Raw genomic sequence first — 14,170 nt, forward strand, 5'->3', positions numbered from 1 at the left:
CAAACCTGACGTCCCGTAGCATGCGCTCGGTCAGGCGTGTCATGGCCACATACAGGGGTGGAGACAACTTGAGATCGGGACGTGGAGTGCGTCGTAAGCCGAACCGGCGCGTTCGCCGTACGGCGGTGGGAGCGGCGCTTGCGGCCGCCACGGTGCTGGGCTTCCAGGCCGCGGCGAACGGTGCGGTGTTCGGCACCGACCAGAACAACGCGGCGGCGCAGAAGCCGAGCCCATACAGCAACGCCCGGCCCGGCTCGGCCAAGGACCAGCTGCACAAGCTGGCCCTGACCGACCAGGGCAAGGGCGAGGCAGTGCTGTCCCAGCGGGACACGGCGCCGTTCGGTCTGCTCGGCGTCACCTGGTCGGGCGGCGGCCCGAAGATCAAGGGCACCATTGAGGCCCGCGCCCGCAGCATGCAGACGGGTGAGTGGACCGACTGGGTCGAGCTCGAGCAGTCCCCGGCCGGCATGGACGGGGAGACCACGGCTAAGGGCGGCTCGACGGAGCCGGTCTGGGTCGGTGCCTCCGACGGCGCCGAGGTCCGCGTCAGCGACGGCGCCGCCGCCGGCAAGCTCCCCACGGGTCTCAAGCTGGTCATGGTGGACCCGAAGGGCGCCGCAGCCAAGGCGGAGAGGGACGGCGCCTCCGCCGACCTGGACGCCGATCCGGCGGCCTTTAGCGCCGCGGCCACGGACGTGAACACGGGCGGTCCCGCGTCGACCGCGCCGCAGCCGGCGGTCGTGACCCGCGAGGAGTGGGGGGCCGACTCGGTCGTAGCCACGCCCGAACCGACGGACAAGTTGCCGGGCGGCCGGATCGAGGCCGCCTTCGTGCACCACACGGACACCGCCGTCGACTACGACTGCTCACAGTCGAAGTCGATCGTCCAGTCCATCCTTCTGTACCACGTGACGAAGGAGGACCCGCCGTGGAAGGACATCGGCTACAACTTCCTCGTCGACAAGTGCGGCACGATCTTCGAAGGCCGTGAGGGCGGCATCGACCAGCCCGTGCTCGGTGCGCACACCTACGGCTGGAACTCGCAGTCGACCGGCATCGCGGTCCTCGGTAACTACATGGAGAAGTCGGCCCCGCCGGCCGCGCTCGCCGCGGTTGCCAAGGTCGCCGCGTACAAGCTCGGCCAGTACGGGGTCAACCCGGCCGGCAAGGCCATGCTGAAGGCCGGCGCCACCCAGGTCGTGGGCGGCAAGCAGTTCACCGCAGGCCAGACGTACGAGTTCAACGCGATCTCTGGCCACCGGGACGGCTTCGCCACCGCCTGCCCCGGCGACATGCTCTACCCGCAGCTCGCCACTGTGCGCAGCTACGCCACCGGCTCCGTCGCCGGTCTCAGGATCGACTCGCTCTCCGGCGGTGCCACCGTCGCCGGCAGCGGCTACGAGAGCCCCGGTCCCGTCACCGTGAACTGGTCGACGACCACCTCGCCGAACAGCCTCATCAACAAGTTCGAGGTCCTCGTCGACGGCCAGGTCGCCGCCACCAGCTGGGGCCACATCCGCAGCTCCGCGCTGAACGTCAGCGGCTACGGCGACCACACGATCGCCGTCCGGGCCACGCACATCTCCGGCAAGGTCACCACCTCCGCGCCGGTCACCGTGACCGTGCCCGGGCCGAAGACGTACAAGCCGCTGACCCCGACCCGCCTCATGGACACCCGGGCCGGCCTCGGCGTCGCCAAGGCGAAGGTGGGTCCGGCCGGTGAGGTCACCCTCCAGGTCGCCGGCAAGGGCGGCGTGCCCACCACCGGCGTCGGCGCCGTCGTGCTCAACGTGACCGCGACCGCTCCGACCGCGACCAGCTTCGTCTCGGTGTACCCGAGCGGCACGGCCCGCACCAGCGCGTCGAACCTGAACTTCACCGCCGGGAAGACGATCCCGAACCTGGTGACCGTCCCGGTCGTCGACGGCAAGGTCACGTTCTACAACCACGCCGGCACGGTCGACCTGATCGCCGACGTCACCGGCTACTACGCCAAGGACACCACCGGCTCGACGCACGTGAACCTCGGCCCGCTGCGGCTGATGGACACCCGTTCCGGAATCGGCGTGGCCAAGGCCAAGGTCGGCGCGGACAGCACCGTCGACCTCCAGGTCACCGGCGTCCAGGGCGTCCCGGCCGACAAGGTCACCGCGGTGGTCCTGAACGTGACGGCGACCAACCCGACCGCGGGCAGCTTCGTCTCGGTCTACCCGCACGGCACCAACCGCACCAGCGCGTCGAACCTGAACTTCACCGCGGGCCAGACGATCCCGAACCTCGTGGTCGTCCCGGTCGTCGACGGCAAGGTCAGCTTCTACAACAAGTTCGGCACGGTGGACCTGCTCGCCGACATCACGGGCTACTTCACCTCCGACGCCGTCGGCGCCTCGCACGTCAACCTGGGCCCGAAGCGCCTGATGGACACCCGCTCCGGCCTCGGCGTCCCGAAGGCCCCGGTCGGCGCGGACAGCCACGTCACGCTGAACGTGGCGGGCGTGCAGGGCGTCCCGGCGACCGGTGTCACGGCCGTCGTCCTGAACGTGACGGCGACCAACCCGACCTCGGGCAGCTTCGTCTCCGTCTACCCGGACGGCACGACCCGCACCAGCGCGTCGAACCTGAACTTCACCTCCGGCCTGACCATCCCCAACCTGGTGGTCGTGCCCGTCGTCAACGGCAAGGTGAACTTCTACAACCGGGCCGGCTCCGTCGACCTGATCGCCGACATCACCGGCTACTTCACCAAGTGACCTGACAGCAGGGCGAGTTCAGGGCCCGTCTCCCCGCCGGGGGAGGCGGGCCCTTCGCCTTTCCGGCGTTCCTACGGGCGCCAGAGCCACGGGCGGGCGTCCGCCCCCAGGCCGATCGCCGCGCCCCCGACCAGCACCGCGTCGCCGACCGGCGCCGGTCCTCGGGTACGGGTGTGCAGCCGGCCCTCGCGGAGCAGCTGCACCCGGTGGTGCGGGTCGCGACCCAGGAGGGTCGGGGCGCCTTCGGCCGGGGCGCCCTGGGCCGGGGCGGCCGACAGCAGGCCGTAGCCCTCGAAGGCGGGGGCCGCGCCCGTCGAAGCGCGCAGGGCCGCCTCCGCCGGGCGGCGGTAGAAGACCCGGACGCCGCCGGGGGACGGGACCGCGGCGACCGGGTCCCCGGCCAGCGGGAGCGGTGCGGCGGGGGAGCCGTCCACCCAGTGCCGTACGGCCTCGCGGCCCGCGGCCAGCACGTGCACCCGGCCCGTGGCGTCCGTCAGCGCCGTCAGGCCGTCCTGCAGCTCCTCCTGCGCGGGCAGCGCCCGCCAGGGGCCCCAGCGGCCGTCGGCGGCCCGTACGCGCGTGGAGATCCCCTTGTCGGCGTTGCGCACGAAGAGGTGGACCCGGCCGTCGGGCGCGGTCACCGCCACCGGTGCGCCGATCCGCCGGCCCCGGTCCTCGCCGCGCTCCGGGTTGCCCAGGCCCCGCCAGGCGAGGAAGGGGCCGCCGGGGGAGCGCTGCTCCAGGAGGACGAGCTCGCGCCGGTTCGGGCCGCCGCGCCCGGAGAGGGCGGCGATGCGCACGCCGAAGAGCAGGGTCCGGCCGTCGGGCAGCGACGTGGCGCCGAGCGCGGGCACCAGCGGGCCGCCGCCGAGGTCCTCGGGCGCGCCGAAGCGGCCCGAGCCGGGGACCGTCTCGCGCCAGCGGACCGCCCGCAGCCCCAGTACGCCGTAGGCGGCGAGCCGCCCGCCCGGCTCGGCGGCGACGGCCGGTCCCGGCGCGGGCCAGCGGTAGTGGGTGGAGCGGACCCAGCCCTTCCTGTTGGTCAGCGGCCGGTCGCCGCCGACGCCGTAGTCGCCGCAGCCGGAGGGGTTGCCGCACTCCCAGGCGGGGTCGCCGCCGTACGGGACGAGGTGGGCGGCCTTCTCGGCGAGGACCCGCGGGGGGAGGTTCTTGGGCCAGTGGCGGTTGTAGTAGCCGCGGAAGGCGGTCGTCGTGAACGCCGGGACCGGCTCGCCCGCCGCGGTGGCGTCGGCGACCCGGCGCAGCAGCGCCGCCCAGGTGAAGCAGGCGACGGCGGTGTGGTCGCCGTGGTCGGAGTAGCCCGGCTGCTCGCTGTCCCGCTTGCGGGTGGCCTCGGCGCTGTGCTGGATGTCCGGGTCGGGGTCGAGGGTGTGCACGACGGTGGGCCGGTACGCGGCCAGGAGCCCGGCGAGGACCTCGGTCAGGCCGTCGTGGTCGTAGGTGTCGGCCCGGGTGACGGGGGAGTCGGCGGGCAGATGGGTGCGCAGTTCGAGGGCGCGGTCCTCCCACAGGGCGGGCAGCGCCATGTAGCGGCGGGGGGTGTGCATGGGCAGGTCGAGGAAGACCAGCTCGACCCGGCGGCCGCCGTGGACCAGCGTGTCGACCTCGGCCCGGCGCCCGCCGGCGAGGGTGGCGATTCGTTTCTGCCAGGCGGTGAACCGGCCGGCGCCGAGCGCCTCCGCGTACGCCTGCCGCAGGCCCTGGTGGCGGGCGGAGGAGTAGGCCGCCCGGTCGGGCGGGGTCTCGGGCATCCCCTTGATCCGGTTGACGCCCGTGTGCTCGCCCGCCGTGACGTACACGGAGACGAGCGGCACCCCGGCGTCGAGGAGGCGCTGGGTGTCGGGGTTCATGAAGTACAGGTCGTCGTCGGGGTGGGCGGCGAACTGCATCAGGAGCGCCCGCCCCGCCGTCTGCGCGACCGTCCGCCCGGGTGCCGGGTCGGCGCTCCTCACGGGCCTCGGCGGTGCGGGTACGGAACATCCGGCGGCCGTCGCGGCGGCGACCGTCACGGCTCCCGCGAGCACCCCGCGCCGGGTCACTCTTCTGCTGTCCACCGGTCCTGCGTCCCCCGTGCGTGTGTGCGTACGTGCGTGGTCGTGCGTGCCTGGTCGTGCGTGGGTGCGTGGTGCGTGGGTGCGTCGTGCTGCCGGGCCCCGTCCGCCCCACTAGACGGCTTTTCGATTCCCCAGGTTCGTTTCCCCGGGGCACACGGTAGGCGGCACCCCGGGCGCGCGATTCACCCGGGGCGCCGTCCGCCGAGCGGCACGGTGGCCCTGACCTGCATCGGACCCTCGCCCCTGCGGGAGAGCAGCACGAGCTCGCAGACCCGCACACTCATCGTCCCGAGCAGCTCCTCGCAGGAGGCGGCGAGGGCCCGAGGGTCGTCACCGCGGCCCAGCGAGAGGTGCGGGGTGTAGCCCCGCGCCTCGCCGCCGCACAACGGGAACCGTTCCTCCAGGGCCGCCCGGAGCGCCGCCCACGGCTCGCCGCCGGCCGCCGCCGGGTCCAGCCACACGGTGGCGTCCGACCGGTGCCGGAACCAGCGCACTCCCTGGAGCCGGGCCCGGAACGGAGCCACCTCCCGCAGGGCCGCAGCGACCAGCGGGATCGCCCGTACGAACTCGGACTCGGGCACGAAGCCGTACAGCACGTTCACATGCGGCGGCCAGCGGCCGATCTGCCGGTCGTGCACCCGCCGGACGTGCTGGATCGGCTCCCAGAGCCCGGGCGGCGGCAGCCACGCCACCGCCGTGCGGTACGTCGGCGGTACGGCGAGCACCTCGGCCCGGACCCGTCCGGCGACCGACTCGTCGAGCCGGTCCGTCCCGGAGGCGCGGTCCCACACCAGCTCGCCGTCCGCCTCGAAGAACACCACCCGGTGCCAGGGGATCTCCCCGCCCGGTACGAAGTCCACGAGGTCCACCCGCTGCGGGTCCGCGCCGCGCTCGGCGATCCCCATCACGAAGCGCTCGGGGTCCAGGCGCGGGTCCCACAGCACCCGGTGGTAGATCTCGTCGCTGGTGCGCATGCTCCGGCTCTGCCCCCATTCGACCGGTCACGAACTGATCAAACGTCCCTGACCAGGCTTTTCCGCCCGTCCGGCGGCGTGAGAACGTCCGGAACGCAACAGGTGGCGCAGCAGGTGCCACGGCGGCACAGGGGTGGGAAGAGCATGAGCGACAAGCCGTCGGTCTCCGACGAGGAATGGGCCGCGTTCGTCGAGTCCGCGCGCGAGCAGGGCCTCGGCACCGAGGAGCAGGAGAAGCTCCTGCGCAAGGCGAAGCCGCCGAAGCGGCCGAGGCAGCGGAAGCCGCCCAAGGCGCCGAAGCGCCAGGAGCCGGCCGGCTGGCGCACGGGGCCCGCCTGGCAGGAGATGAACGGCACCGCGCGCCGCAGGAGCCGGGCCAAGGCCGCGGCCGGCATTGCGCTGGTGGCGGCGCTCGCCCTGGTCGCCGTCCGTCCCCAGCTGCTCGTCGAGCACCTTCCCGAGAGCGTGGCCTCCGCGCTGCCGTCCAGCTGGACCGGCCGCGAGGACACCACGCCGCTCGCCGCCGAGACGGCCCGCCCGACCGCCCCGCCGGACATGGGGGACGCGCACCGCCCGACCCTGAAGGAACCCTTCAAGGGCTCCCCGGCCGTGCGCTGGGCGGACGGGGCGGCGGGCATCGTGCCGCCGCGGCCCAAGGCGGTCGGCTGGATGTCGAAGGACCAGGTCGCGGCGGCCCTGGAGCGCTCCAAGGCGTTCCTGGTCGCGGCGAACCTGGACCCGGCGGCCGTCATGGGAGGCAGGCCCTCCGACGCCCTGGCGCTGATCGAGCCGACCCAGCCGACCCGCGGGCAGCTGGAGGACTGGCTGGCCCGGCCGACGGACCGCCACGACCCCACGGCCGTCTTCAGCCGCTTCTCCCCGTCCGAGGTCAAGCTGGTCGGCACGGTCGTGAAGACCCGGGGCCGGATGACGGTGGAGGCCGGGAAGGGCAAGCAGAAGGACGCGGTGCTCGTCCGCGTCGACTACACCTTCGTCTACCCGCTGGTGCAGGTCAGGCCCGGTGCCGACGAGGTGACCCGGACGATCGTGCGGCGCGAGATGAGCTTCGCCTTCTACGACCCGGCGCGGTACCGCGTCACCGGGGGCACCCTCGACCTGAACGGCTGGGTCTCCGACGTCGGCAACAGCTCCTGCGAGCGCGACGGCGACGGCTTCTACCACCCGGCGTTCCAGGGGGACCCGGCCACCGCCGAGGAGTCCGGGGGCGACGGCCCCGTGACCGACCCGTACGACCGCAGCAAGGGCCTCGACAGGAGTCCGCGGGGGTGCGGCACGGTCTCGCGCGTCTGACGCCGACCGCCGCGACCCGCCGCGAAACGGGGGACGTCGTGCCCCTGCGTGTACCCGTACGTGACGTGGGGTACAGTCTTCGCCCCCGATTGGCGGCGGGATGGCCGCGTATGGCAGACTGTCGGGGTTGCTCGGTTGAGTACCGATGCTGCACGCCTCCCGCCGGGGGGACCGGAAGCGAGTCCCACAGTACTCGTCGCTCCTCAGGGGCGGACGTACGGGAATCTTCCGGGAAGTGTCAGCGGGGTGCCGACCAGGCACCCGGGCGGTGTTCCACCCCCGGCTTCGCGGGTTTTCAGGGCCCGCACCCCCTTGGTTGGGAATTCCTTTGGGAGTTCTTCGTAGAGGGAGTGCGACACGCCCGACCGCGTGGGTCGGAGGAGGAGTCAGTAGAACCCCCGGGTTCCAGAGCGTTTCTAGACAAAGGACTACTGAGTAGCCATGGCGGGACAGAAGATCCGCATCCGGCTCAAGGCCTACGACCACGAGGTCATCGACTCCTCGGCGAAGAAGATCGTCGAGACGGTGACCCGCACTGGTGCGTCGGTCGCGGGCCCGGTGCCGCTGCCCACTGAGAAGAACGTGTACTGCGTCATCAAGTCGCCGCACAAGTACAAGGACTCGCGCGAGCACTTCGAGATGCGCACGCACAAGCGCCTCATCGACATCCTCGACCCCACGCCGAAGACGGTCGACTCGCTCATGCGTCTCGACCTGCCGGCTGGCGTCGACATCGAGATCAAGCTCTGAGGTGACGCGCGAGATGGCTAAGAACATCAAGGGCATCCTGGGCGAGAAGCTCGGCATGACGCAGGTCTGGGACGAGAACAACCGGGTCGTCCCGGTGACCGTCGTCAAGGCCGGTCCGAATGTCGTGACCCAGGTGCGTACGAACGACAACGACGGCTACGAGTCGGTCCAGATCGCCTTCGGCGAGATCGACCCGCGCAAGGTGAACAAGCCCCTCAAGGGCCACTTCGCCAAGGCCGACGTCACCCCGCGCCGTCACCTCGTCGAGATCCGTACCGCTGACGCCAGCGAGTACACCCTCGGCCAGGAGATCACCGCCGAGGTCTTCGAGGCGGGCATCAAGGTCGACGTCACCGGCAAGAGCAAGGGCAAGGGCTTCGCCGGTGCCATGAAGCGCCACAACTTCCGTGGTGGCAAGGCCTCCCACGGTGCCCACCGCGTGCACCGCAAGCCCGGTTCGATCGGTGGCTGCGCCACCCCGGGCCGCGTCTTCAAGGGCATGCGCATGGCCGGCCGCATGGGCAACGAGCGCGTGACCACCCAGAACCTGACCGTTCACGCCGTTGACGCGGAGAAGGGCCTGCTCCTGATCAAGGGTGCGGTTCCTGGTCCGAACGGCGGCCTCGTCCTGGTCCGCACCGCGGCCAAGGGGGCCTGAGGATATGAGCACCATTGACATTCTGTCGCCTTCCGGCGACAAGACCGGGACCGTCGAGCTCCCGGCCGAGATCTTCGAGGCCAAGGTCAGCATCCCGCTGATCCACCAGGTCGTCGTCGCGCAGCTGGCCGCCGCCCGTCAGGGCACGCACAAGGTCAAGACGCGTGGCGAGGTCCGTGGTGGTGGCAAGAAGCCCTACCGCCAGAAGGGCACCGGCCGCGCCCGTCAGGGTTCGACCCGCGCCCCGCAGTTCGCCGGTGGTGGCGTCGTGCACGGTCCCGTGCCGCGTGACTACTCCCAGCGGACCCCGAAGAAGATGAAGGCCGCCGCCCTCCGCGGTGCCCTCTCCGACCGGGCGAACCACTCCCGCATCCACGTCGTCACCGGCGTGGTCGAGGGTGGCATCTCCACCAAGGCCGCCAAGACGCTGTTCGGCAAGATCTCGGAGCGCAAGAACCTGCTCCTGGTCGCCGAGCGCTCGGACGAGGCCGCGTGGCTGTCCGCCCGCAACCTGCCCCAGGTGCACATCCTGGAGCCGGGCCAGCTGAACACGTACGACGTGATGCGATCCGACGACGTGGTCTTCACCCAGGCCGCCCTCGAGTCCTTCGTGTCTGGCCCCAAGGCCGTTGAGACCGAAGGGAGCGAGGCCTGATGTCCGAGGCCACGATCACCAGCAAGACCTTCACGGACCCGCGCGACGTCCTCGTCAAGCCGGTTGTCTCCGAGAAGAGCTACGCGCTGCTGGACGAGAACAAGTACACGTTCATCGTCGCGCCCGGCGCCAACAAGACCCAGATCAAGCAGGCCGTCGAGGCGGTCTTCTCGGTCAAGGTCACCGGGGTCAACACGATCAACCGTCAGGGCAAGCGCAAGCGCACCCGCACCGGTTTCGGCAAGCGCGCCAACACCAAGCGCGCCATCGTGACCCTTGCCGAGGGCAACCGCATCGACATCTTCGGCGGCCCGACCGCCTGACGGCGGTCGGAGACGTCCAGAAGTCGGATATCTTCCGAGGACTGAGAAATGGGAATCCGCAAGTACAAGCCGACTACGCCGGGCCGCCGTGGCTCCTCCGTAGCCGACTTCGTCGAGATCACGCGGTCCACGCCGGAGAAGTCGCTGGTCCGCCCCCTGCACAGCAAGGGCGGCCGTAACAACACCGGTCGTGTGACCGTCCGTCACCAGGGCGGTGGCCACAAGCGCGCCTACCGTGTGATCGACTTCCGTCGTCACGACAAGGACGGCGTGCCGGCCAAGGTCGCTCACATCGAGTACGACCCCAACCGCACCGCTCGCATCGCGCTGCTCCACTACGCGGACGGCGAGAAGCGCTACATCATCGCCCCGCGTGGTCTGTCGCAGGGTGACCGGGTGGAGAACGGCCCCACGGCCGACATCAAGCCCGGCAACAACCTGGCCCTCCGCAACATCCCGGTCGGTACCACGATCCACGCGATCGAGCTCCGTCCCGGCGGTGGCGCCAAGTTCGCCCGTTCCGCGGGTGCCTCCGTGCAGCTGCTTGCGAAGGAGGGCACGATGGCCCACCTCCGCATGCCGTCCGGCGAGATCCGCCTCGTCGACGCTCGCTGCCGCGCCACCATCGGTGAGGTCGGCAACGCCGAGCAGTCGAACATCAACTGGGGTAAGGCCGGCCGCAAGCGCTGGCTGGGCGTTCGCCCGACCGTCCGCGGTGTGGCGATGAACCCGGTTGACCACCCGCACGGTGGTGGTGAGGGCAAGACCTCCGGTGGTCGCCACCCGGTCTCCCCGTGGGGTCAGAAGGAGGGTCGTACTCGTTCGCCGAAGAAGGCTTCGAACAAGTACATCGTCCGCCGCCGCAAGACGAACAAGAAGCGCTAGGAGCGGGTTTAGATGCCGCGCAGTCTCAAGAAGGGGCCCTTCGTCGACGACCACCTCATCAAGAAGGTGGACGCCCAGAACGAAGCCGGCACCAAGAACGTCATCAAGACCTGGTCCCGTCGCTCCATGATCGTGCCGGCCATGCTCGGCCACACGCTCGCGGTGCACAACGGCAAGACCCACATCCCGGTGTTCGTCACCGAGTCGATGGTCGGTCACAAGCTCGGCGAGTTCTCGCCGACGCGCACCTTCCGGGGTCACGTCAAGGAAGACCGGAAGTCGAAGCGCCGCTAGTAGCGGATCGCATTCAGACACGTAAGTAACTGAGAGGGACAACCATGGAAGCCAGGGCCCAGGCGCGGTACATCCGCGTCACGCCCATGAAGGCCCGCCGCGTGGTGGACCTGATCCGTGGCATGGACGCCACGGAGGCTCAGGCTGTTCTGCGATTCGCTCCGCAGGCAGCCTCCGTGCCGGTCGGCAAGGTGCTCGACAGCGCCATTGCCAACGCCGCGCACAACTACGACCACACGGACGCCTCTTCGCTGTTCATCAGCGAGGCGTTCGTCGACGAGGGTCCGACCCTGAAGCGGTTCCGTCCGCGTGCCCAGGGCCGTGCCTACCGGATCCGCAAGCGGACCAGCCACATCACCGTGGTCGTCAGCAGCAAGGAAGGAACCCGGTAATGGGCCAGAAGGTAAACCCGCACGGGTTCCGGCTCGGCATCACCACCGACTTCAAGTCGCGTTGGTACGCCGACAAGCTGTACAAGGACTACGTCAAGGAAGACGTCGCCATCCGTCGGATGCTGACGTCCGGCATGGAGCGCGCCGGCATCTCGAAGGTTGAGATCGAGCGCACCCGTGACCGTGTCCGCGTGGACATCCACACCGCTCGCCCGGGCATTGTCATCGGTCGCCGTGGCGCCGAGGCCGACAAGATCCGCGGCCAGCTGGAGAAGCTGACCGGCAAGCAGGTTCAGCTGAACATCCTCGAGGTCAAGAACCCCGAGGTCGACGCTCAGCTGGTGGCCCAGGCCGTCGCCGAGCAGCTGTCCTCCCGCGTCTCCTTCCGTCGGGCCATGCGCAAGAGCATGCAGTCCGCCATGAAGGCCGGCGCCAAGGGCATCAAGATCCAGTGCGGTGGCCGTCTCGGCGGCGCCGAGATGTCCCGCTCGGAGTTCTACCGCGAGGGCCGTGTGCCGCTGCACACGCTCCGCGCGAACGTCGAGTACGGCTTCTTCGAGGCCAAGACGACCTTCGGCCGCATCGGCGTGAAGGTCTGGATCTACAAGGGCGACGTCAAGAACATCGCCGAGGTCCGCGCCGAGAACGCTGCTGCCCGCGCGGGCAACCGCCCGGCCCGTGGCGGCGCTGACCGTCCGGCCGGCCGCGGTGGCCGCGGTGGCGAGCGTGGCGGTCGCGGTCGCAAGCCGCAGCAGGCTCAGGCTGCCGAGGCCCCCAAGGCCGACGCTCCCGCCGCCGCTCCGGCTGCTGAGAGCACCGGAACGGAGGCCTGACCGAAATGCTGATCCCCCGTAGGGTCAAGCACCGCAAGCAGCACCACCCGAAGCGCAGCGGTATGTCCAAGGGTGGTACGCAGGTTGCGTTCGGCGAGTACGGCATTCAGGCCCTCACTCCGGCGTACGTGACCAACCGCCAGATCGAGGCGGCCCGTATCGCCATGACCCGCCACATCAAGCGTGGCGGCAAGGTCTGGATCAACATCTACCCGGACCGCCCCCTCACGAAGAAGCCTGCCGAGACCCGCATGGGTTCCGGTAAGGGTTCTCCGGAGTGGTGGATCGCGAACGTCAAGCCCGGTCGGGTGATGTTCGAGCTGTCCTACCCGAACGAGAAGATCGCGCGTGAGGCCCTGACTCGTGCGGCTCACAAGCTGCCGATGAAGTGCAAGATCGTTAAGCGCGAGGCAGGTGAGCTGTGATGTCGGCCGGTACCAAGGCGTCCGAGCTGCGCGAGCTGGGCAACGAGGAGCTTGTCGCCAAGCTCCGCGAGGCCAAGGAAGAGCTGTTCAACCTCCGCTTCCAGGCGGCGACGGGCCAGCTCGAGAACCACGGTCGGCTCAAGTCCGTCCGTAAGGACATCGCCCGGATCTACACCCTGATGCGCGAGCGTGAGCTGGGCATCGAGACGGTGGAGAACGTCTGATGAGCGAGAACAACGTGACTGAGAAGACCGAGCGCAACGCTCGCAAGGTCCGCGAGGGCCTCGTCGTCAGCGACAAGATGGACAAGACCGTCGTCGTCGCTGTCGAGGACCGCGTGAAGCACGCGCTGTACGGCAAGGTCATCCGCCGTACGAACAAGCTCAAGGCTCACGACGAGCAGAACGCTGCGGGCGTCGGCGACCGCGTCCTCCTCATGGAGACGCGCAAGCTGTCCGCCTCGAAGCACTGGCGCGTCGTCGAGATCCTCGAGAAGGCCAAGTAATCCCTCCTAGGGGGACTCCCTAGGAACAGTTCCGCCAGGCTCGGTGGGGACCTGCTCACGCAGGCCCCCACCGGGAACCGGCAGACAATCAGGAGATAGACGTGATCCAGCAGGAGTCGCGACTTCGCGTCGCCGACAACACTGGTGCCAAGGAGATCCTTTGCATCCGTGTTCTCGGTGGTTCGGGTCGCCGCTACGCGGGCATCGGTGACGTCATCGTCGCCACCGTCAAGGACGCGATCCCCGGTGGCAACGTGAAGAAGGGTGACGTCGTCAAGGCGGTCATCGTTCGCACCGTCAAGGAGCGCCGCCGCCAGGACGGCTCGTACATCCGCTTCGACGAGAACGCCGCTGTCATTCTGAAGAACGACGGCGACCCTCGCGGCACCCGTATCTTCGGCCCGGTCGGCCGTGAGCTGCGCGAGAAGAAGTTCATGAAGATCATCTCGCTCGCGCCGGAGGTGCTGTAAGCATGAAGATCAAGAAGGGCGACCTGGTTCAGGTCATCACCGGCAAGGACAAGGGCAAGCAGGGCAAGGTCATCGCGGCCATGCCCAGCGAGAACCGCGTCCTGGTCGAGGGTGTCAACCGGGTCAAGAAGCACACCAAGGCCGGCCCCTCGCAGGCCGGCGGCATCGTGACGACCGAGGCTCCGGTCCACGTCTCCAACGTCCAGCTGGTCGTGGAGAAGGACGGCAAGAAGGTCGTCACGCGTGTCGGTTACCGCTTCGACGACGAGGGCAACAAGATCCGCGTTGCCAAGCGGACGGGTGAGGACATCTGATGGCTACCACCACTCCGCGTCTCAAGACGAAGTACCGCGAGGAGATCGCGGGCAAGCTGCACGACGAGTTCAAGTACGAGAACGTCATGCAGATCCCCGGCCTCGTGAAGATCGTGGTCAACATGGGTGTCGGCGACGCCGCCCGTGACTCGAAGCTGATCGACGGTGCCATCCGCGATCTCACCACGATCACCGGTCAGAAGCCGGCCGTCACCAAGGCCCGCAAGTCCATCGCGCAGTTCAAGCTGCGCGAGGGCCAGCCGATCGGTGCCCACGTCACGCTCCGTGGCGACCGCATGTGGGAGTTCCTGGACCGCACCCTGTCGCTCGCGCTGCCGCGTATCCGCGACTTCCGCGGCCTGTCCCCGAAGCAGTTCGACGGCCGTGGCAACTACACCTTCGGTCTCACGGAGCAGGTCATGTTCCACGAGATCGACCAGGACAAGATCGACCGTACCCGGGGTATGGACATCACCGTGGTCACCACGGCGACCAACGACGACGAGGGCCGTGCTCTTCTCCGTCACCTCGGCTTCCCGTTCAAGGAGGCGTAAGC

The 14,170-nt window shown here is 69.7% G+C and carries 18 protein-coding genes; 16 read left to right on the plus strand and 2 right to left on the minus strand.

All coding sequences use genetic code 11. The annotated features are described in order from the left end of the window. Window positions 1-125 precede the first annotated feature (125 nt). Window positions 126-2,750 (plus strand): N-acetylmuramoyl-L-alanine amidase, encoded by a 2,625-nt coding sequence (locus tag ACH414_RS16355; RefSeq protein ID WP_398942174.1) that lies wholly within the window; start codon window positions 126-128, stop codon window positions 2,748-2,750. 71 nt (window positions 2,751-2,821) lie between these two features. On the opposite strand, the gene ACH414_RS16360 is transcribed toward ACH414_RS16355, so the two are convergent. Both ACH414_RS16360 and ACH414_RS16365 read right to left on the minus strand, forming a co-directional pair. Next, window positions 2,822-4,825, minus strand: a complete 2,004-nt coding sequence (locus tag ACH414_RS16360) for a PIG-L family deacetylase (protein ID WP_382532516.1) — start codon at window positions 4,823-4,825, stop codon at window positions 2,822-2,824. Between the two features lie 182 nt (window positions 4,826-5,007). Next, window positions 5,008-5,799, minus strand: coding sequence for an RNA repair domain-containing protein (locus ACH414_RS16365; protein WP_382532514.1), 792 nt, complete (start codon window positions 5,797-5,799; stop codon window positions 5,008-5,010). A gap of 144 nt (window positions 5,800-5,943) precedes the next feature. Between ACH414_RS16365 and ACH414_RS16370 the strand changes: the two genes are divergently transcribed. The 15 genes from ACH414_RS16370 (at window position 5,944) to rplE (ending at window position 14,168) form a co-directional block, all read left to right on the plus strand. Next, complete coding sequence (locus ACH414_RS16370; RefSeq protein ID WP_398942177.1) at window positions 5,944-7,110, plus strand: hypothetical protein; 1,167 nt, start codon at window positions 5,944-5,946, stop codon at window positions 7,108-7,110. Window positions 7,111-7,551: 441 nt separating this feature from the next. Beyond that, window positions 7,552-7,860 (plus strand): 30S ribosomal protein S10, encoded by a 309-nt coding sequence (gene rpsJ / locus ACH414_RS16375; protein WP_003948644.1) that lies wholly within the window; start codon window positions 7,552-7,554, stop codon window positions 7,858-7,860. A gap of 13 nt (window positions 7,861-7,873) precedes the next feature. Further along, on the plus strand, window positions 7,874-8,518 hold the full coding sequence (gene rplC / locus ACH414_RS16380; protein ID WP_189974766.1) for a 50S ribosomal protein L3: 645 nt from the start codon (window positions 7,874-7,876) through the stop codon (window positions 8,516-8,518). A 4-nt stretch (window positions 8,519-8,522) separates the two neighbouring features. Next, window positions 8,523-9,173, plus strand: a complete 651-nt coding sequence (gene rplD, locus ACH414_RS16385) for a 50S ribosomal protein L4 (protein ID WP_382532509.1) — start codon at window positions 8,523-8,525, stop codon at window positions 9,171-9,173. Beyond that, window positions 9,173-9,496, plus strand: coding sequence for a 50S ribosomal protein L23 (gene rplW / locus ACH414_RS16390; RefSeq protein WP_265864044.1), 324 nt, complete (start codon window positions 9,173-9,175; stop codon window positions 9,494-9,496). Before rplD ends, rplW begins: the two co-directional genes overlap by 1 nt. 48 nt (window positions 9,497-9,544) lie before the next feature. Then, a complete protein-coding gene (gene rplB, locus ACH414_RS16395; RefSeq protein WP_046908246.1) occupies window positions 9,545-10,381 on the plus strand; it encodes a 50S ribosomal protein L2 in 837 nt (278 codons plus the stop codon). Between the two features lie 12 nt (window positions 10,382-10,393). Next, the gene (rpsS, locus tag ACH414_RS16400) at window positions 10,394-10,675 is read left to right on the plus strand and encodes a 30S ribosomal protein S19 (RefSeq protein WP_023547380.1); all 282 of its coding nucleotides are present in this window, start codon (window positions 10,394-10,396) and stop codon (window positions 10,673-10,675) included. A 44-nt stretch (window positions 10,676-10,719) separates the two neighbouring features. Beyond that, the gene (gene rplV, locus ACH414_RS16405; protein ID WP_030359020.1) at window positions 10,720-11,067 is read left to right on the plus strand and encodes a 50S ribosomal protein L22; all 348 of its coding nucleotides are present in this window, start codon (window positions 10,720-10,722) and stop codon (window positions 11,065-11,067) included. Further along, a complete protein-coding gene (rpsC, locus tag ACH414_RS16410) occupies window positions 11,067-11,900 on the plus strand; it encodes a 30S ribosomal protein S3 (protein ID WP_365337568.1) in 834 nt (277 codons plus the stop codon). Before rplV ends, rpsC begins: the two co-directional genes overlap by 1 nt. 5 nt (window positions 11,901-11,905) lie before the next feature. Beyond that, entirely contained in the window at window positions 11,906-12,325 is a 420-nt protein-coding gene (gene rplP, locus ACH414_RS16415; protein ID WP_015035580.1) for a 50S ribosomal protein L16, read from the plus strand. Next, entirely contained in the window at window positions 12,325-12,549 is a 225-nt protein-coding gene (gene rpmC, locus ACH414_RS16420; protein WP_046908248.1) for a 50S ribosomal protein L29, read from the plus strand. The genes rplP and rpmC overlap by 1 nt, the downstream gene beginning before the upstream one ends. After that, entirely contained in the window at window positions 12,549-12,830 is a 282-nt protein-coding gene (gene rpsQ, locus ACH414_RS16425) for a 30S ribosomal protein S17 (protein ID WP_147980755.1), read from the plus strand. The genes rpmC and rpsQ overlap by 1 nt, the downstream gene beginning before the upstream one ends. A 101-nt stretch (window positions 12,831-12,931) precedes the next feature. Next, window positions 12,932-13,300 (plus strand): 50S ribosomal protein L14, encoded by a 369-nt coding sequence (rplN, locus tag ACH414_RS16430; protein ID WP_003956455.1) that lies wholly within the window; start codon window positions 12,932-12,934, stop codon window positions 13,298-13,300. A 2-nt stretch (window positions 13,301-13,302) separates the two neighbouring features. Next, entirely contained in the window at window positions 13,303-13,614 is a 312-nt protein-coding gene (gene rplX, locus ACH414_RS16435) for a 50S ribosomal protein L24 (RefSeq protein WP_382532504.1), read from the plus strand. Next, window positions 13,611-14,168, plus strand: a complete 558-nt coding sequence (gene rplE, locus ACH414_RS16440) for a 50S ribosomal protein L5 (RefSeq protein ID WP_382533320.1) — start codon at window positions 13,611-13,613, stop codon at window positions 14,166-14,168. The genes rplX and rplE overlap by 4 nt, the downstream gene beginning before the upstream one ends. Window positions 14,169-14,170: the final 2 nt, after the last annotated feature.

This window comes from Streptomyces sp. NPDC020422, assembly GCF_044386705.1.
Classification (GTDB): domain Bacteria; phylum Actinomycetota; class Actinomycetes; order Streptomycetales; family Streptomycetaceae; genus Streptomyces.

Coding starts and splice junctions, on each gene's coding strand:
- ACH414_RS16365 (WP_382532514.1), bottom strand. CDS start 5,799: ATGCGCACCAGCGACGAGATCTACCACCGGGTGCTGTGGGACCCGCGC.
- ACH414_RS16370 (WP_398942177.1), top strand. CDS start 5,944: ATGAGCGACAAGCCGTCGGTCTCCGACGAGGAATGGGCCGCGTTCGTC.
- rpsJ (WP_003948644.1), top strand. CDS start 7,552: ATGGCGGGACAGAAGATCCGCATCCGGCTCAAGGCCTACGACCACGAG.
- rplC (WP_189974766.1), top strand. CDS start 7,874: ATGGCTAAGAACATCAAGGGCATCCTGGGCGAGAAGCTCGGCATGACG.
- rplD (WP_382532509.1), top strand. CDS start 8,523: ATGAGCACCATTGACATTCTGTCGCCTTCCGGCGACAAGACCGGGACC.
- rplW (WP_265864044.1), top strand. CDS start 9,173: ATGTCCGAGGCCACGATCACCAGCAAGACCTTCACGGACCCGCGCGAC.
- rplB (WP_046908246.1), top strand. CDS start 9,545: ATGGGAATCCGCAAGTACAAGCCGACTACGCCGGGCCGCCGTGGCTCC.
- rpsS (WP_023547380.1), top strand. CDS start 10,394: ATGCCGCGCAGTCTCAAGAAGGGGCCCTTCGTCGACGACCACCTCATC.
- rplV (WP_030359020.1), top strand. CDS start 10,720: ATGGAAGCCAGGGCCCAGGCGCGGTACATCCGCGTCACGCCCATGAAG.
- rpsC (WP_365337568.1), top strand. CDS start 11,067: ATGGGCCAGAAGGTAAACCCGCACGGGTTCCGGCTCGGCATCACCACC.
- rplP (WP_015035580.1), top strand. CDS start 11,906: ATGCTGATCCCCCGTAGGGTCAAGCACCGCAAGCAGCACCACCCGAAG.
- rpmC (WP_046908248.1), top strand. CDS start 12,325: ATGTCGGCCGGTACCAAGGCGTCCGAGCTGCGCGAGCTGGGCAACGAG.
- rpsQ (WP_147980755.1), top strand. CDS start 12,549: ATGAGCGAGAACAACGTGACTGAGAAGACCGAGCGCAACGCTCGCAAG.
- rplX (WP_382532504.1), top strand. CDS start 13,303: ATGAAGATCAAGAAGGGCGACCTGGTTCAGGTCATCACCGGCAAGGAC.